Source organism: Sphingobacterium sp. HMA12, from assembly GCF_002933815.1.
Classification (GTDB): domain Bacteria; phylum Bacteroidota; class Bacteroidia; order Sphingobacteriales; family Sphingobacteriaceae; genus Sphingobacterium.
Window position 1 is genome coordinate 591111 of the sequence record NZ_BEYR01000002.1, and the last position, 19686, is coordinate 610796.

9 protein-coding genes are annotated in these 19686 nt (G+C 43.4%); all 9 read left to right on the plus strand.

Features of this window, described 5'->3' with window-relative positions:
• The first annotated feature begins 30 nt into the window (after positions 1-30).
• The 9 genes from HMAT_RS15980 (at position 31) to HMAT_RS16020 (ending at position 19675) form a co-directional block, all read left to right on the plus strand.
• Positions 31-2190, plus strand: coding sequence for a trehalase family glycosidase (locus tag HMAT_RS15980; RefSeq protein WP_104384038.1), 2160 nt, complete (start codon positions 31-33; stop codon positions 2188-2190).
• The gene (locus HMAT_RS15985; RefSeq protein WP_104383834.1) at positions 2168-5488 is read left to right on the plus strand and encodes a glycoside hydrolase family 2 TIM barrel-domain containing protein; all 3321 of its coding nucleotides are present in this window, start codon (positions 2168-2170) and stop codon (positions 5486-5488) included. The genes HMAT_RS15980 and HMAT_RS15985 overlap by 23 nt, the downstream gene beginning before the upstream one ends.
• Before the next feature lie 149 nt (positions 5489-5637).
• Entirely contained in the window at positions 5638-9039 is a 3402-nt protein-coding gene (locus HMAT_RS15990; RefSeq protein WP_104383835.1) for a glycosyl hydrolase, read from the plus strand.
• A gap of 7 nt (positions 9040-9046) precedes the next feature.
• Positions 9047-11065 (plus strand): glycoside hydrolase family 127 protein, encoded by a 2019-nt coding sequence (locus HMAT_RS15995; RefSeq protein WP_104384039.1) that lies wholly within the window; start codon positions 9047-9049, stop codon positions 11063-11065.
• A gap of 18 nt (positions 11066-11083) precedes the next feature.
• Positions 11084-12505 carry a sialate O-acetylesterase gene (locus HMAT_RS16000; RefSeq protein ID WP_104383836.1) on the plus strand — a complete coding sequence of 474 codons (1422 nt, stop codon included), beginning with the start codon at positions 11084-11086 and terminating at the stop codon, positions 12503-12505.
• Between the two features lie 6 nt (positions 12506-12511).
• Entirely contained in the window at positions 12512-14836 is a 2325-nt protein-coding gene (locus HMAT_RS16005) for a DUF5703 domain-containing protein (protein WP_233789382.1), read from the plus strand.
• A gap of 274 nt (positions 14837-15110) precedes the next feature.
• Complete coding sequence (gene rhaT / locus HMAT_RS16010; protein ID WP_104383838.1) at positions 15111-16187, plus strand: L-rhamnose/proton symporter RhaT; 1077 nt, start codon at positions 15111-15113, stop codon at positions 16185-16187.
• Between the two features lie 23 nt (positions 16188-16210).
• A complete protein-coding gene (locus tag HMAT_RS16015) occupies positions 16211-18319 on the plus strand; it encodes a bifunctional aldolase/short-chain dehydrogenase (protein ID WP_104383839.1) in 2109 nt (702 codons plus the stop codon).
• An 81-nt stretch (positions 18320-18400) separates the two neighbouring features.
• Positions 18401-19675 (plus strand): sugar isomerase, encoded by a 1275-nt coding sequence (locus HMAT_RS16020; protein WP_104383840.1) that lies wholly within the window; start codon positions 18401-18403, stop codon positions 19673-19675.
• The last annotated feature ends 11 nt before the right edge of the window (positions 19676-19686 follow it).

A 19686-nucleotide genomic window follows, 5' to 3' on the forward strand; every position in this document is an offset into this window, starting at 1 on the left:
GTTAGTGAATTGATTAACAATGATTCGAATATGAATAAAATTATTTTAATTGTAGGTTGTTTAATTGCAGCAACGACAGCATTTGCACAACAGGCAAGTACCTGGATCTGGTATCCTGGAGATTATGAAGTGTGGCTGAGCAACAACATGCAAAATCGTCGTACGGACAGAGGAACCTTCTTTCCACCGTTTTGGAAGATGGATAGTCACTATGTTCTTGTCGAGTTCAGTAAAGAATTTGATTTGCCTGCTGATGAAGAAATCAGTATCTATGCCGAAGGCAAATATAATGTCAAGATCAATGGGAAAATGCTTCCAGGGGCACCTACTAAAGTGCAGCTTCAAAAGGGAAAGCAAAAAATCAATATTAAAGTTTACAATCAAGGAAATGTTCCCGCGCTGTATGTTGCAGGGAAAAACGTAACGACAGATAGTGATTGGAACGCAACCTATGAAGATAAGGAATGGATTGATGAGACAGGTAAAGCGTCTGATCAATCTGGAACAACCTATGTTAAGGCCGGTAAATGGAACTTTAACGGACCAACAGCTCGACCATCCACGTTTAAATTGCCCGTGAAACCACAACAAGCGCTTTCGCAAGAAAAACAAGGCAATGGTATCTTGGTCGATTTCGGGAAAAACACATTTGGTTTTCTTACCCTGCATAAGCTGGTGGGGACAGGTCGCCTGAACATCTATTATGGCGAATCACGAGAGGAGGCACTTTCGACGAAAACCAGTGAGACCATCGATTTACTTGAGGTACACAACCAACAACCACAAGATAGTACACTCGATCTATCCAAAGCCTTCCGCTTTGTTTATTTAGAACCCGAAGGATCGGTAAAGTTTGATCAAATATCCATGGAATATGAATACTTACCAGCTGCAGATCGCGGATTCTTTCGTAGTTCCGATAATGAATTAAACAAGATATGGGATGTTGCCAAATATACCATGGAACTAACCACACGTGAGTTTTTTATTGATGGCATCAAACGTGATCGGTGGATCTGGAGTGGTGACGCCTATCAATCGTATGCCATGAATTACTATTTGGGTTTTGATTCCGAAGCCGTCAAGAGAACTATTTTAGCGTTACGGGGTAAAGAGCCTACAATCAGCCATATCAACACCATTATGGATTATACCTTCTATTGGTTTTTGAGTATCGCAGATTATTACCGTTATACCGGTGATAAGGAATTTATAGCAGGCATCTATCCACGTATGAAAAGTCTGATGCAGTTTTGTTTGGATAGAAGAAATAGCGATGGTTTGATGAAAGGTTTAGCTGGCGATTGGGTATTTATTGACTGGGCCGAAGGTCTCAGCAAGCAAGGGGAAGTGAGCTTTGAACAATTATTGCTGTGCCGCAGTCTCGAAACCATGGCGAAGTGTGCCGATTTGGTTGGTGAGCCGAAAGACAACCAATACTATCAACAAGAAGCTCAACAACTCAAAGATAAGCTATTTGCCTATTATTGGAACGATCAGAAAAAAGCCTTTGCACATAGTCGTATTGATGGTAAGCAAACCGATAACGTGACACGCTACAGCAATATGTTTGCGATTTTCTTTAATTATCTGAACGAACAGCAACAGGCAGGCGTGAAAGCTAATGTCTTGTTAAATGATCAGGTACAACAGATTACCACACCTTATATGCGTTACTACGAACTTGAAGCTTTGTGTGAACTTGGCGAAAAGGACTATGTGATGAAAGAAATGAAAGACTATTGGGGCGGTATGCTAAAACTCGGTGCGACGACCTTCTGGGAAGAATTTAATCCAGCGAAAAAAGGAGCCGAACACTATGCGATGTATGGAAGAGATTTTGGTAAGAGCCTTTGTCATTCGTGGGGAGCAAGCCCGATCTATTTGCTGGGCAAGTATTATCTCGGTATACAACCAACGGCTGCGGGGTATTCGCAGTACGAAATCAAGCCCTATTTGGCATCCTTAACGTGGATGGAGGGAAAAATACCAACACCAGAGGGTGAGATTGAACTTTACGTGTCGAAAAATAAAATCAAGGTAAAATCACCTGTTGGAACGGGGATATTAAAACTGCGGAGCAAAGTTGTTCCACGTGTGAAACAAGGTCAAGTAAAACATATCTCAGGAAACGACTATGAGCTCGTTTTGGAAAAAGGAATAGCATATGAAGTCGATTACAAATACTAGGTTATATAAAAAAATAGTTGTATCTAAGCTGAGTGTTGCCCTGTTGTTGTCATTGTCAGCAATTTCGGTACAGGCGCAAACGGTCGACGGAAAACCGGCGGTCATCCCGCCAGTGCCGAATGGACAAATCGCTGCACCATGGGAAAATCCGATGATTACATCGATCAATCGGGATCCCTCACGTGCGACGGGCTATTCCTATGCGACAGTGGAAGAAGCTTTGAAGAATGACCGGGCGAGCAATAAACGAATGCTCTTTTTAAATGGCGAATGGGATTTTAAATTTGCCTTTAAACCGGCTGAAGCACCTAAAGATTTTCATTTATCCGAAGTCAAAGGCTGGGACAAAATCCAAGTGCCTTCCAATTGGGAGATGAAAGACTATGATATTCCCATTTACCGTTCGGCAGTCTATCCATTTAGCCCAATTGATCCACCGCGCATTCCCAAAGACTATAATGGTGTGGGCTCTTATCAAAAAACATTCGAATTGCCCGAATCATGGGATGGAATGAACATTACCTTACACTTTGGCGGTGTTATCTCAGCTTATCAGTTGTGGATTAATGACAAATACGTAGGTTATGCGGAAGACTCCTGCTTGCCATCTGAATTTAATGCCACACCCTATCTTAAAAAAGGTAAAAATCGCATCTCTATCCAAGTCTTGCGTTGGAGTGATGCATCTTATCTCGAAGATCAGGACCATTGGCGTATGAGCGGTATTCATCGGGAGGTGTTTTTGATGGCCGAGCCAAAAGTGCGCATCGCTGATTTTCATTGGCAAGCAACATTAGATGCCGCTTATCAAGATGCCAAACTCTCCATTCGTCCAAAAATCGATAATTTTTCGGGCGATAGCATCAGTGGCTACAAGCTGAAAGCACAGCTTTATGATAGCAACAATAAGCCTATTTTGGCAAAGCCATTGGAAAAAGAGGCTTCAACCATCTTTGATGAGATCTATCCGAGATTGGATAATGTCAAATTTGGCCTGTTAGAAACAACGATCCGGAGTCCAAAAAAATGGTCGCCCGAAGAACCTAATCTCTACCGTTTGGTACTGACGCTTTACGACAAAGAAAATCGTTTGCTCGAAGCGAAGACCTGTCAAGTAGGGTTTCGGAGCATCGCTTTCTCTCCAAACGATAGCAAACTCCTGATCAATGGTAAAACGACCTACCTCTATGGTGTCAACCGTCATGATCACCATCCCGAACGCGGGAAGGCACTGACACGGGAGGATATGGAAGCGGATATTCGCCAGATCAAACAATTTAATTTCAATGCCATCCGGACTTCTCACTATCCGAATGATCCCTACATCTATGAGCTCTGTGACCGTTATGGTATTATGGTGATGGATGAAGCTAATATGGAGACCCATGGACTTGGTGGAAAACTCATGAACGATCCCTCCTGGCTGGCGGCACTTCAGGAACGTGTCACACGCATGGTGGAACGGGACAAGAATCATCCTTCCATTATCATCTGGTCGTTGGGCAATGAATCTGGAAGAGGTCCGAATACAGCCGCTATGGCCGCCTGGATCCATGATTTCGACATCACACGTCCTGTACATTACGAGCCGGCAATGGGAAGCCACCAACTACCGGGTTATATCGATCCTTCGGATCCACGTTATCCAAAATCCAACGATCACTCGCACCGGATTCAGAATATAAAGGACCAATATTATGTCGATATCGTGTCGCGGTTTTATCCGGGCATTTTCACGCCCGCGCTCTTGCTAAATCAAAATAATGGTGATAATCGGCCGATTCTCTTTGTTGAATATACCCATTCTATGGGTAACTCGACCGGAAATATTCGCGATTTTTGGGACATATTTCGTTCCAACCCACGTTTGATCGGTGGATTTATCTGGGATTACAAAGATCAGGCATTGATCCGTAAGGATTCTGTTTACGGTAAAGTATTGGCCTATGGTGGCGATTTTGGCGAAAAAGTACACAATGGCGCTTTTAGCTTGAATGGTATCACCGATGCCTGGGGGCGACCAAAAGCGGCGATGTATGAGAATAAACGAATCTATCAACCTGCAGAGATCACTTTGGTTGATCCAGAAAAGACCACGGTACAAGTCAAAAATAGATCAGCGGTGCTCAACCTAAATCATTATGATGCTGTCTTATTATTCCGCAGAAATGGGTTGCTGGTGAAAGAAGTGCCTATATCAGCCATGAATCTGGCCGCAGGCGATTCTGCACAGGTAAACTTTGACAAATATTTACCTTTCAAGCGTGCCGCAGATCAGGAATATCAGCTCGATATTCAATTTCGTTTACGGGAAGCGACAGCATGGGGACCAGCAGGATTTGTAGTCTCCTCATCGCAGGTTCGATTGCAGGAACAATCCAATGTCCTGCAACCTTTATCATACAAAGGAGTTAAATTGATCAAGACAGAAACTGCTGATAAGTATCAGATCGCAGGCAAAGCTTTTCAGGTTAGCTTTGACAAATCGACTGGAAGTTTGACTGCGTTTAATTACAAGGGACAGGAAATGATCAAAGATGCCATTCGGCCAAGCTTTACACGCCCGGGTACGGACAATGACCGCCGGGGCTGGAAACCAGATAAAAAACTAAAATACTGGTACAGCGCCCCAAAATTAGTGTCAGTAACCGCACAAGCGAAGGATCAAGATTACGAAGTAGAGGCATTGTATGCGCTACCAGGTGATTCTGCGCGAGTAAAAGTGCTCTATATCGTGAAAAATCCAGGTATTGTGTCAGTAAACTACCAGTTGCAGGTTGAGGCTGGACTCCCCAATATCCCGAAAGTCGGTCTTCAAATGGGGATCAATCCTACATTTGAAGATATCCAATATTATGGCCTAGGGCCAATGGAAAACTACCCTGATCGTGCCTATGGTTTTGATCTCGGTGTTTATCACATGAACATCGATCAATTCATGGAACACTATCTTTATCCGCAGGAGAACGGAAATCGGATGGATGTTCGTTGGATGCACCTCCAAAATAAAAATGCTGGTCTCTTGGTTGTCGGCGAGCAGCCGCTGTATATGAGTGCCTGGCCTTATTCACAAAAAGCAATCGTCGAAGCAAAACACTGGTTTAAATTGAAGAAAGAAGATAAGATTACCTTAAATGTCGACTTAAAACAGATGGGTATTGGCGGAAATGATACTTGGACAGATGTATCGCAACCGTTGGAAAAATATCAAATTCAGGCAAAAGACTACAACTATTCCTTTTATTTGATTCCGACGGATTTGAAGCAATCGATCAAGGATTTTGTAAAATCTAATTAAATAAAGATTCGCAGGAAGATATCCAGTAAGTAAAGTTAAACCCTGTAAGAGTCGACTAGTTGAAATGACGCGATAAGGGAGATACATTCAAAATTGAAAGAAATAAGCTGTCCAACCTTTTTGGATAGCTTTAAAGAACAAGATAAGATATGACGAGGATTAAGTTGCTATTAGGGACAAGTCTTCTTTTTGGCTGTTTGAGCGGTAATGCACAGATTAAAGGTATTCCAACGGCATTAGTTCCTTTGGATCAACATTCATTTGAACAGGCAAAACCTTGGGTATTTTGGTACTTTATGCATGCCAGCTATTCCAAGGAAGGGATTACTGCGGATCTGAAAGCGATGGCAGAAAATAAGATCGCAGGAGCCTATCTAGCACCGATCAAGGGCAAAACCAATCCGCCTCTTTTTGATCCGCCGACAGAGACGTTGACACCAGCATGGTGGGATATGTTCAAATATATCGTCCGTGAAGCAAAAAAATACGGAGTAAAAATAGCTTTATTGCCCAATGATGGATTTGCAACCGCGGGGGGACCATGGATCAGTCCCGAGAAGTCGATGCAGAAAGTCGTGCATGCCGATACCGTAATCGATAGCAAGGGGGAGCGGCTGCGTAGTGTTCAATTGCCACAACCACAAACCCAACAAGGCTATTACGAGGATATTGCCTTATTTGCGATACCACTGACACATTCGCCGCGAAAAAGCTTTACGGAGAAGGTCCACGTATCCAATAGCTATGGCGAAGATCTAAAACGATTGGCTGAAAGAGGGAATAAACAAAATTTTGCAACAGCTGCGTCCGGTTGGATACAGTATGCATTTGATCAGCCCTTCCCTTGCAATTCATTGAAAATTGAATGGACAGCATCCAACTACCAAGCGAACCGTTTGCAAGTTTGGGCTAGCGATGATGGCCTAAATTTTCGGAAGATTACACAATTAGAATCCCCAAGAATGGGCTGGTTGGACTGGGATAATGGCGTCACCCACCTGATTCCCTATACCAGAGCAAAATATTTCCGTTTTGTCTACGATCCCGTGGGCAGTGAGCCTGGAGCCGAAGACCTCGACTCCGGTAAATGGAAACCTTCGCTAAAATTAAACGGCATCAGTCTGTTTGAAGAAGCGCAGGTCAATCAGATCGAAGGAAAGACAGGGGAAATCTGGCGTGTAGGAAAAAACTCTGAACGAAGCGCCGTAGCCAAAGACGCTATTGTCGGACAGCAACAGCTCATCCGTTTGCCCAGTCCCGACCAAGCAGGTCATGTCGACCTGACATTACCGGCAGGAAAGTGGAAAATATTGCGTGTTGGACATACCTCCACAGGACATAAAAACGAGACTGCAGGTGCTGGTAAAGGCTTAGAGTGTGATAAACTCGATGCGGCTACTGTCGCTTTTCAATTTGACCAGTGGTTTGGGGCAGCTAAAAAGCATGTAGATCCGCAGTTATCTAAAGAAGTCCTCACGGTATTTCATATTGATTCTTGGGAATGTGGCAGTCAAAACTGGACCCGAAGTTTTCCAAACGAGTTTTTGAAACGTCGAGGTTATGACTTGACCGACTATCTTCCTGTTTTGGCGGGTTGTTTTGTCAATAATGTAGAAGATTCCGAAGCCTTTTTGCAAGATTACAGACAGACCATCAGTGAGCTGTTGCAGGAGAAAGGCTATGCTACATTACGTCAGAAAGCGGATGAATACGGTGTCGAATTTACGGCCGAAGCTACGGCTCCTGTGATGGTCGGTGACGGGCTAGCCCATTTTGCTTCAACCGATCGTCCGATGGGCGAGTTTTGGCTCAGAAGCCCTTCGCACGATAAACCTGCTGATATCCTGGATGCCATTTCTGGAAGCCATATTTATGGCAAACAGGTGACTATGTCCGAAGCCTTTACCCAGATTCGGGCCCAATGGGACGAACATCCACGACTCCTGAAAAGTCTTCAGGATAGAAATTATGCCTTGGGAATCAACAACCTAGTCTACCATGTGTATGTGCATAATCCCTGGATGGACCGCAAACCTGGTATGACCATGGATGGTATTGGAACCTATTTTCAGCGCGATCAAACCTGGTGGAAACCCGGTAAAGAATGGGTGAATTATGCAATCCGGGCACAACAGCTCTTACAACACGGGGTACCCGTACGTGATGTAGCTGTGTTTATTGGCGAAGAGATCCCTCGAAGATCCTTGCTCCCAAGTGCTTTAGTCGATATGTTGCCTGGTATTATCGGTGATGCACGTGTACATCGAACAGATTCTCTGTTGGCCAATGTCGGCTTACCGATGCAGAAAGTTGCGGGCGTGACCACAGGAGCGAATATGTATAGGCCCGAAGATTGGGTTGATCCGCTACGCGGCTATGCCTATGATTCCTTCAATCCCGATGCGCTTTGGAACCAGACGAGGGTACAGGATGGTAAGGTGATTTTTGCGAATCATATTGCTTACTCTTTACTTGTGATGCCTGGAGAAACAGCATTAAATCCGAATGGTAGCCAATATTCCCTTCGTACCTTAGATCGCATCAGGAGTCTTGTCAATCAAGGGGCTACGGTGCTTTTTCAAGATATACCACAGACCTGGCGGGGCAAATTGACGGATGAAAAAGTACAACAGTATCGCAGTTTGCTTGAAGAATTATTTAGCAACCTCGCGCCATTCACAAATACAACATTACAAGTTAAACAACTCGGAAAAGGGCGAGTGCTTGTTGGACACTATGAAGCCAAAGATTTTAGTCCAATAAATATCGCTCCGGATGTGCTGATCAACGAAGGGGATAATCCGCATATTTCCTGGAACCATCGCCATTTCGCTGGCGGCCATTTGTTTTTTGTGGCCAATCAAGACAGCCTAAGGCAAAGAGCGACTTTGTCTTTACGGACAAAAGACCGATATGCATACCGTTACGATCCAGTAAGCGACAAACTAGCGGTTCTACCGTTCAATGTGATCAAGGATAGGACAGTTGTTGACTTGTCATTTGAAGCCTATCAATCCAGCTTTGTGTTGACCACTGATAAAAAGATTGATGTACCAACCTATCAGTTATTCGGGAAAACAGCCTTGACAGAACCTTGGTCATTCACGGCTGATGGCCTGCACGACAAGCAAACGCTTAAACAGCAGGAACCTCAGTTTTGGACAAGCAGTACAGACAATGAAACTAAATACCATGTTGGCTCTGGAAGCTATGAGACAACGTTGCGTGTTCATGCAATTGGTAAAAAACAGCGTGCTTATTTGGAATTTTCGGAGATCGAATCCATGGCTGAAATTTTTGTCAATGAACAGTCTGCCGGTGTTGTCTGGACCAAACCTTATCAGATCGATGTGACTGATTTTATCCGGCAAGGTGATAACAAGATCAGGGTGAAAGTGTACAACACCTGGGGCAATCGCTTGCTGTACGAAAAAGAAAAGCCCGCTGCAGAAAAGAAAATAAAAACGACGGCATCGGACAAGTTTCTGAAAGGCTTGCTGCCTTCGGGCTTGCAGGGGAAAGTTGAATTATTATGGCTAGATGCAAAATAAAGAAATCATGAATACGAAGCACAAACTAATGATCCTGGGTATCTTCTTCGCGACGGGCTGGCAGGTCCAGGCCCAGGAAAAGTCTATTACAAATACCGGTGCAAGCCCTTATGCCGTTCAGCAAGCGGTCGATATGGGGGATGTGCAATGGACCAAAGGTTTTTGGGCCGATCGTACAAAGTCATGCTATGAGCAGATGGTGCCACAACTCTGGCACGTTTATACAGATGCTTCCATCAGTCACGCCTATCGGAATTTCGAAATTGCGGCCGGTTTGGAAAAAGGAGAACATACAGGGCCATCCTTTCATGACGGCGATTTTTACAAAACATTGGAAGCTGTCTGCGCACTATATGCCCAGACAAAAGATAAAAAGCTGCTTCACATGCTAGATGAAGTTATTCCCGTTATTCGCAAAGCGCAACGTGCCGATGGCTATATTTATACCAAGGCGACAATTGACCAGCAGCGATCGGGACAAAATATTGAGTTTCAAGATCGGCTGAGCTTTGAATCCTATAATATCGGGCATTTGATGACTGCAGGATGTATACATTATCGGGCGACCGGACAACGTGAGTTGTTGGATATCGCAATCAAAGCAGCTGACTACCTGTATGGATTTTATAAAAAATCCAATCCGACCTTGGCGCGGAATGCTATTTGTCCCTCTCATTATATGGGTACTGTAGAACTTTATCGGACGACCAAAGACAAAAAATACCTTGAACTTGCCAAGCACTTGATCGATATTAAAGGTGAGATTGAGGATGGTACTGACGACAATCAGGACCGTATCCCGTTCCGCAAGCAGCATAAAGCCACGGGACATGCCGTGCGGGCAAGCTACCTCTATGCTGGTGTTGCGGATTTATGTGCTGAGATTGCAGATACCACACTGAGCAACCGCCTTTTTGAAATTTGGGATGACGTCACTAAGCACAAGATGTATATTACTGGTGGTCTTGGATCGCTCTATGATGGCACCTCACCCGACGGAACTTCCTATAATCCCAGTGAGGTACAGAAAATCCATCAGGCATTTGGGCGGGATTATCAATTGCCCAACTTAACGGCGCATAATGAGAGCTGCGCAAATATTGGCAATATGTTGTGGAATTGGCGTATGGCAAATTTCACTGGCAATGCAAAATACATCGATGTATTGGAATTGGCACTCTATAACAGTGTGCTGTCTGGGATCAGTTTAGATGGTGACAAATTTTTGTATACCAATCCATTGAGTTATTCATCCGATCTTCCGTTCCAGCAGCGCTGGTCTAAAAAACGGGTTCCTTATATCTCGTTGTCTAATTGTTGTCCACCCAATATCGTTCGTACGATTGCAGAAGTAGCCAACTATGCTTACGGACTATCCACAGATGCTGTTGCGGTCAACCTGTATGGCGGAAATGAATTGAATACAACATACCAAGGCAAACATATCAACATTATACAAGAATCCAGCTACCCATGGGAAGGATCTGCCGCCTTCACCCTAAAAGAATTTCCTTCCAACTATACCTTGAAACTACGGGTGCCAGGTTGGGCTGGTAAGGCAGAAATATGGAAAAACAAGATAAAGGTGGACGCGCTGATAGAGAAAGGCTATGCGATTTTAGCTGGATCACTTAAAAAGGGTGATCGCATCGAAATTAGATTACCTATGACGGTTTCTTTGATGGAATCAAATCCTCTTGTTGAGGAAACACGTAACCAAGTTGCGGTCATGCGGGGGCCTGTGGTTTACTGTCTGGAAAAGCAGGATGTAGCTGCGGATGTCAATATCTTTGATCTGAAAATGAAACAAGGCGAACATTTTACGCTAAGGAACGAAAATATCTTAGGACAGGATATTGTCCTGTTGGAAGGAAAAGCCTATCGTACAAATAGCACGAAATGGAATTCGCTGTACCGGAAAACATCTGATGGAAAGCAGGAGACTGTTCCGGTACGTTTAGTGCCCTATTTTGCTTGGGGAAACCGTACATTTGGTGATATGAGCGTTTGGATGCCAGTTTTTTAAAACGATAAATTTATGACGATGAAAACTTGTTTTTTTGCGATCGTGTTACTGTTGGCCCAATTGAGTAGCCAGGCGAAAGTACGCTTATCGGCTCTCTTTACCGATGGGATGGTGCTGCAGCAACAAAGTAAAGTCCCTGTCTGGGGCTGGGCAGACCCCCAGACAACAGTAACCTTACAGACCTCCTGGAATGGGCAGAAATATCAAGCGAAAGTGGACAAGCTTGGCCAATGGAAAATTGTAGTGCAAACACCAGCAGCAGGTGGAGCTTATCAGATCAAGGTCTCAGAAAAAAATGTGATTGAACTGCACGATATTCTTATTGGCGAAGTTTGGTTATGTTCAGGTCAGTCGAATATGGAAATGCCTTTGAAAGGCTATCCTGGGCAACCCATCCTCGGCAGTACAGAAGCAATGATAAATTCCAAAGACGATCAATTGCGTATCTATACCGTTCCCCGCAATCCTTTGTTGCAGCCTGCATCGGATAGCAAACCAAGTGTTTGGAAAAAAGCAGAGCCACAGTCTGTTGTTAGTTTTAGTGCAACGGCCTATTATTTCGGTCGACAATTGCGCAAAACCTTGGGTGTGCCAGTCGGTTTGATTCATAGCAGCTATGGCGGTTCAAACATCGAAGCCTGGATGGAGGAATCTTGGCTGGCAGATCAGAAAGATATACAGATCCCAAAACAAGAGGAAGGCTTGAAAGATAAAAACCGCGTGCCGACCATGTTATACAATGGTATGATTCATCCCATTGCCGGTTACGGCATTCGTGGTATCATTTGGTACCAAGGTGAGTCCAACTACGAACGTCCGGATCAGTATGGAGTGTTGTTTCCACGGATGGTCGAAAAGTACCGTGCGCTATGGGGAAATCATGAACTTCCTTTTTATTTTACGCAAATTGCACCATTTGATTACGCTTCATTACCGCCTTATCATGTAGGTGATAAATACAATTCGGCTTATCTGCGCGATGCACAGCGTAAATCATTGGATAAAATCCCGCATTCCGCTATGGCGGTTACCATGGATTTGGGTGAACAAAATTGCATCCATCCATCCCATAAACAACAAAGTGGCGAGCGACTGGCCTATCTGGCTCTGCACGATAGCTACGGTTTTGCTTCACTAAATCTCAAAAGTCCTGTTTATGAAAAGTTGGAAATTAAAGGCAATACTGCGATCCTCTCATTTAAGGATGCACCGCTGGGGCTGACATCATATGATAAAGAAATAAAGACTTTTGAAATTGCGGGTAAAGATCAGGTTTTTTATCCTGCGGATGCTGTTTTGAAAGGAAAGACCATTGTTGTAGCGTCGCTCAAAGTTGAGGAGCCGGTGGCTGTTCGTTATGCATTTAAAGATTTCGTTGTCGGAGATGTGTTCGGTGCCAATGGCCTGCCCTTAAGCTCTTTCCGTACAGACGATTGGTAAACAGAAATGATGATTGAAAAACGTGTTATAGGCATTCTAGTTTTAATAGTTGTTTTCTTGAGCCCAATTGAGGCTCAAGAGTTCAATTGGAAGGATTACAATGTATCTTGGACCACACAGAGCAAAAATTCATCGGAATCCATGCCTGTAGGTGGTGGAGATATTGGATTGAACGTTTGGGTGGAAAACGGTGAATTATTTTTGTATCTGGGAAAAACAGGCGCATTTGACGAGAACAATACCTTGTTGAAGCTCGGCCGCATCCGCCTCCATCTATATCCCAACCCCTTTGCAGACGGAAAATTCCAGCAGGAATTGCAGTTGGATAAAGGCCATATTGTCCTGAGGGGCGAAAGCAAAGGCGTCAAGGCCGAAGTACTGGTTTGGGTAGATGTGTTTAATCCCAATGTACATCTCGAAGTAAGTGCCAATCGGAAGATCAAGGTGGAAGCAGCTTACGAGAGCTGGCGTTTTCAGGATCTGTTTCCTAAGAAGAAGGAAAATAATGCGAATTCTTGGAAGTGGGCACCGCCAAAACCAGTGGTGACGCATAAAGATCAGATTGTGGCAGAAGCAAACAATATTATTTTCTATCATCAAAATCAAGCGACTACAGCGTTTGACCTTGTCGTCGATCAACAAGGCCTGACAACCATTAAAGATTCGTTATATAATCCCTTGAAAAATAGGATTTCAGGCGGTCTTTTAAAAGGTGAGGGTTTTGAATACGTTGGCCAACGTGCAGGCACCTATATGAATACGCCGTACCAATCTTGGATACTCAAAAGTAAAGTGGCAAAGACCAATCATGCGCTTCAAGTGGCGTTGCATGTAGGGCAACAAGGAGACTTGCAACACTGGAAAACAGCACTGGAGGATCTGGCTACGCCCAAACCTACCTTTGTATCGCTCAAACGAGCGACAGAATTCTGGTGGAAATCCTTTTGGGATAGAAGTCATATCGTCATCCAGCCTGGCTTAACAGATCCCAATAATGAAGCTTGGCAAGCTGGTCGAAACTATCAGTTGTTTCGATTTATGCTGGCTTGTAACGCTTATGGGGACTATCCGACAAAATTTAACGGGGGGTTATTCACCTATGATCCTGTCACAATTGATAGTACGTTTACGTTCACACCGGATTTTCGTAATTGGGGTGGAGGTACCCATACGGCTCAAAATCAGCGTTTGGTCTATTGGCCATTATTGAAGAGCGGCGATTTTGACCTAATGCCAGCACAGTTTAAGTTTTACCAACGCCTTTTGGGGAACGCCGAATGGCGATCTAAATTTTATTGGGGGCATTCCGGTGCAAGCTTTACCGAGCAAATTGAAAATTTTGGTTTACCCAATCCAGCAGAATACAATTGGAAACGGCCAAAAGATTTCGATAAGGGCCTAGAATATAATGCTTGGCTGGAATATGAGTGGGATACCGTACTGGAGTTCTGCATGATGATGCTGGAAACCGAACGTTACAATAAATCCGATATTCAGGCTTATATACCACTAATTGAGAGCTGTCTACGCTTTTTTGACGAGCATTATCAATACCGGGCACGGCAACGGGGCAGCAAGGTCTTGGACGATGCAGGTCATCTTGTCTTGTATCCAGGTTCCTCTGCGGAAACCTATAAAATGGCGTATAATTCGGCAACGACGATTGCGGCTTTGCAGCAAGTAACAAAAGGGTTGCTGGCATTACCCGACACGTATGTCAATTCAGAATCACGTAGTTATTTTCAGGGTTTTTTGACCAGAATCCCGCCTTTGCCGCAACGTGAACTTGGAGGCAAAAAGATGTTGGCGCCAGCACAGCTATGGGCCCGGATCAACAATACCGAATCGCCACAGCTATATGGCGTTTATCCTTGGGGAATTTATGGTATTGGTAAACCCGACATGGATATTGCGCTCAATACCTATAAGTATGATCCCGATGTGCTTAAATTCAAAAGTCATATCGGCTGGAAGCAGCATAATATCTTTGCCGCACGGTTGGGATTGACGGACGAAGCGAAGCAATTAACTGTCTCGAAACTCAAAAATGCAGAACGGCGATTTCCAACCTTTTGGGGGCCGGGCTTTGACTGGGTTCCGGATCATAACTGGGGCGGTTCGGGCATGATCGGTTTACAGGAAATGCTTTTGCAGGTAGTGGATGATAAAATTTACCTTTTTCCGGCATGGCCCAAAGATTGGGATGTGGATTTTAAGCTGCATGCTCCCGGGCAGACCACCGTCGAAGGGAGGTTAAAGGATGGTAAATTAGTGGATCTAAAAGTTTTTCCAAAAGAACGGGAAGCAGCTATTATCAACCTCTTGAGATAGGCTATTCGTGGATTGCTAAGGGTATATTATCGCTTATGAATTGATTTAAGCATTGCGAGCCGGAGCAAAAGTATACACTTTTGAATGCTTGAATCCTACATTGCAAAAAATACAAGGCTAAATAAATAAAACTGGGCTGTCCATTATTTGGGGAGCCCAATTTGTGTTTTTGACCCCTTTATGGAAAGAAGGTCATAACAGTGCATAACAGTGCATAACAGTTCTAAAAAACCAATGAATTAACTTAGTTGCTAAGAACCTAAATAACGTTTATATGAATGCAGTTTTTGGAGTTATATTTCATTTCATAGGCGGATTCGCTTCGGGAAGTTTTTATGTGCCGTACAAAAAAATAAAAGGATGGTCCTGGGAATCCATGTGGATTTTAGGAGGGCTTTTTTCGTGGATTATTGTGCCGCCTATAGCGGCGATGTTAACCATACCCAATTTTGCTGAAATTATTAAAAGTACAGATAACACCATATTAGGTTATACTTTTTTGTTTGGTTTACTTTGGGGAATTGGTGGATTAACCTACGGTCTTGGTGTGCGCTATCTCGGTGTTTCGTTAGGTAGCAGCATTATTTTGGGGCTTAGCATGGTCTTTGGTTCTTTGATGCCCAGCATCTATTATTTTTTCAATAAGGCCGAGGGCAAACATGGCATAGATTATTTTTTTACTACCCAATCTGGGATCTGTATCCTTCTTGGACTTTTGGTCTGTGTGCTTGGCGTCTATCTATGTGGTAAAGCTGGTGTTTCAAAAGAAAAACACTTATCCACATTATCCACAGAAAGCAAGGCCGATTATAATTTTGGTTTAGGGATTGTTGTAGCTATTGTTTCAGGTGTGTTAAGTGCTTGTTTCAATTTTGGTATTGAGTCCGGAAAACCCATGGCGGATGTAGCGAATACACTATGGAAATCAGTAAATCCGAACCAAGGTGAATTTCTTTACCAGAATAATGTCACCTACATTGTTATTCTATGGGGTGGTTTTACGACCAATTTCCTATGGTGTCTTTACCTTTTGATCAAGAACAAAACGTTTTCGGATTATACGAAATCGGATGCACCTAAAGGCAAAAATTTCCTTTTATGTGCTTTGGCAGGAACGACTTGGTATTTACAGTTTTTCTTTTACGGTATGGGCGAAAGCCGCTTGGGTAATGGAGCTAGTTCTTGGATATTGCATATGGCGTTTATCATTTTGATATCAAATGCTTGGGGTGTGGTCCTCAAAGAATGGAAAGGTGTAGATCGGCCTACCTATCGTTCCATAATAGCTGGTATCGTGACAATTATCATCTCCATTTGTATCGTGGGATTTGCTAAAACATTAGAAAATTAATATTAAAACAAAATATAGAAGAAGTGAAAACGTACAAACATGTCAATTATTTATGGGACGATCAGAAAGCTCAAGCACTTAGTGGTGATGAGGTAGCTTTGTTGTTATATCGTTCAAATATTCTAGGTGCAGATTTAAGAATCACAAATTATGGCGGTGGTAATACGTCTTGTAAAGTTGTGGAAAAAGATCCGTTGACGGGCGAAGAAGTTGATGTGATGTGGATTAAAGGATCTGGTGGAGACATCGGAACGTTAAAAAAGTCAGGTCTTGCGGCTCTTTATTTGCAACGTCTCCGCAATTTGGAGAATGTTTATCGTGGTCTTGAACATGAAGATGAAATGGTTGAGTTATTTAACCATTGTATCTATGATTTAGCGTCAAAAGCACCTTCTATAGATACGCCTTTACATGGATTCTTGCCATTTAAACATATTGATCATTTACATCCCGATGCTGCGATTGCGATTGCTGCGGCCAAAGATGGTAAAAAAATTACGCAGGAATTGTTCGGCGGAACTATTGGCTGGGTAGATTGGCAACGTCCGGGATTCGATCTGGGGCTGCAATTGCGTGCCTGCTTGGAAGAAAATCCAGGTATCCGTGGTATTATGTTGGGTTCACATGGTTTATTTACTTGGGGCGATACAGCATACGAATGTTATATCAATTCCTTGGATGTAATCGAAGCTTGCGCGGAATATCTTGAGCAAAACTATGGCAAAAAAGCACCTGTGTTTGGTGGGCAGAACGTAACTAGCTTGAGCAAGGAGGAAAGAACGTCACAGGCAGCCAAACTCGCTCCGGTTTTACGAGGTTTCTGTTCAAGTGAACGTCACATGATCGGACACTTCACGGATGATGAGCGTGTATTGGAATTTATCAATTCAAACGATTTAGAACGTTTGGCTCCGCTTGGTACCAGCTGCCCGGACCACTTCTTAAGAACTAAAATTCAACCGTTGGTATTGAATCTGGATAAATCAGAAGATTTGGACAACGTGGATGAACTAAAAGCGAAATTGACGCCATTGTTTGAAGCGTACCGTGAAATGTATGCACAATATTACGAAAACTGTAAACATGAAAACAGCCCAGCTGTACGTGATAAAAACCCAGTCATTGTTTTGTATCCAGGTGTTGGTATGTTTGCTTTTGCCAAAGACAAACAAACGGCACGTGTAGCGGCAGAATTCTATACCAATGCGATCAACGTAATGAAAGGGGCCGAAGCCGTAAGCGAATACACTGCTTTACCTCGTCAGGAAGCGTTTGATATTGAATATTGGTTACTGGAAGAAGCGAAGCTTCAACGTATGCCAAAGCCAAAAGCTTTGTCTGGAAAAATTGCCTTGGTCACTGGAAGCGGTGGCGGTATCGGAAAAGCAATTGCCAAAAAGATGGCTCAAGAAGGTGCTGTTATTGTCTTAAATGATATCAATACAGAACGTTTGGAGTCGAGTAAAGCAGAATTTGTAGCCGAATTTGGAAAAGATGCAGTCATTGCTACGATCCTTGATGTAACCAATGCGGAATCTATTAAGGACGCCTTAAAAGATGCTGCTTTAGCATTTGGTGGTATCGATATTGTCGTAAATAATGCGGGATTATCGATTTCCAAGACAATCGAAGATCATACAGAGAAAGATTGGGATTTATTGTACAATGTATTGGTAAAAGGCCAATTCTTAGTTACTCAAGGAGCGACTTCACTCTTAAAAGGCCAAGCAATCGGTGGCGATATCATCAACATCGTCAGTAAAAATGCCTTGGTTAGTGGTCCCAATAATACAGGATACGGGAGTGCAAAAGCTGCACAATTGCATTTAAGTCGTTTATGTGCAGCAGAATTAGGGCCAGCAGGAGTACGTGTGAACGTTGTGAATCCAGATGCAGTTATTTCGGACAGTAATATCTGGGCAGGTGGATGGGCTGAAGGTCGTGCTAAGGCTTATGGCATCACGGTCGCTGAATTACCAGCTTACTATGCAAAACGCACGCTTTTGAATCAGATCATCCTTCCAGAGGACATTGCAAACGCTTGTTTTGCTTTTGTCGGCGGACTACTGAATAAATCTACTGGAAACGTTCTAAACGTTGACGGTGGTGTTGCTATGGCGTTTGTACGCTAATTTTTATATCTTAGGTGTCGCGTTCAGAAAGGGAAAAGATGTACGCGACACCTAGCATTTTTACACGATAACCATTAAATCATGATTCTAGATAAGAAAATTATAGATCAGCACAATAACCAATTAAAAGATAAGCATAAAAGGGCATTTGACTATGTGTCGGCAGATATTCCAAAGGTTGATGAAATTCTGGATAAACTTCAAAAATTTCAAATTGCCATACCAAGCTGGGCATTAGGTACAGGCGGCACTCGTTTTGGCCGTTTTTCCGGTGCTGGTGAACCGGGTACTTTAGAGCAAAAGCTTGAAGATGTTGGCTTACTGCATGCGCTTAACAAATCGAGTGGGGCAATTTCGCTGCATATCCCTTGGGATATTCCTTCAGATGCAGCGAAAATTAAAACATTAGCATCTTCCTTAGACATCGGATTTGATGCCGTAAACTCCAATACGTTTCAAGATCAGGCAGGTCAGGAGCATAGCTATAAGTTTGGCTCTTTACACCATGTCGATCCAAAAGTCCGGCAACAAGCTGTAGATCATAATATTGAAGTGATCAACTATGGTAAAGTTGTTGGCTCTAAAGCGTTGACAGTTTGGTTGGCCGATGGATCATCCTTCCCAGGACAGTTGAACTTCAGAGAAGCTTTTCAAAATACCTTATCGAGCTTACAAGAAATCTACAAACACTTGCCAGAAGATTGGAAACTTTTTGTAGAATACAAAGCATTTGAACCTTACTTTTATTCGATGACAATTGGTGATTGGGGACAATCCCTCTTATTAGCAAATAAATTAGGACCAAAAGCTTATACATTAGTTGATTTGGGACACCATCTGCCAAATGCAAATATTGAACAAATTGTTTCTTTATTGTTGATGGAAGGCAAATTGGGCGGATTCCATTTCAATGATAGCAAATATGCAGACGATGACCTAACTGCGGGCAGTATCAAACCTTATCAGCTATTCCTGATCTTTAATGAATTGATCGATGGTATGGATGTGAAAGGTATTGACCATGCCAGCGGATTGGGTTGGATGATTGATGCCTCCCATAATTTAAAAGATCCATTGGTAGACCTTTTACAGTCAGTCGAAGCGATTAAGATTGCATATGCTCAGGCTTTGCTGGTCGATCGTAAAGCGTTGAAACAAGCACAGCAAGCAAACGACATCGTGAAGGCGCAGGAAATTTTGCAGGATGCATTCCGTACCGATGTCAGACCGCTTGTTGCAGAAGCAAGGCTGAGAAGTGGCGCAGCCCTAAATCCAGTTCAATTATTCAACGAAGAAAATTTGCGCAATAAACTTATCGAGGAACGCGGAATACATTCTGTCGCCACAGGTTTATAATAACGGAAGAG

Bases quoted from the DNA above. Each gene is read 5' to 3' on its own strand.
- HMAT_RS15980 (WP_104384038.1), top strand. From the start codon at position 31: ATGAATAAAATTATTTTAATTGTAGGTTGTTTAATTGCAGCAACGACA.
- HMAT_RS15985 (WP_104383834.1), top strand. From the start codon at position 2,168: ATGAAGTCGATTACAAATACTAGGTTATATAAAAAAATAGTTGTATCT.
- HMAT_RS15990 (WP_104383835.1), top strand. From the start codon at position 5,638: ATGACGAGGATTAAGTTGCTATTAGGGACAAGTCTTCTTTTTGGCTGT.
- HMAT_RS15995 (WP_104384039.1), top strand. From the start codon at position 9,047: ATGAATACGAAGCACAAACTAATGATCCTGGGTATCTTCTTCGCGACG.
- HMAT_RS16000 (WP_104383836.1), top strand. From the start codon at position 11,084: ATGAAAACTTGTTTTTTTGCGATCGTGTTACTGTTGGCCCAATTGAGT.
- HMAT_RS16005 (WP_233789382.1), top strand. From the start codon at position 12,512: ATGATGATTGAAAAACGTGTTATAGGCATTCTAGTTTTAATAGTTGTT.
- rhaT (WP_104383838.1), top strand. From the start codon at position 15,111: ATGAATGCAGTTTTTGGAGTTATATTTCATTTCATAGGCGGATTCGCT.
- HMAT_RS16020 (WP_104383840.1), top strand. From the start codon at position 18,401: ATGATTCTAGATAAGAAAATTATAGATCAGCACAATAACCAATTAAAA.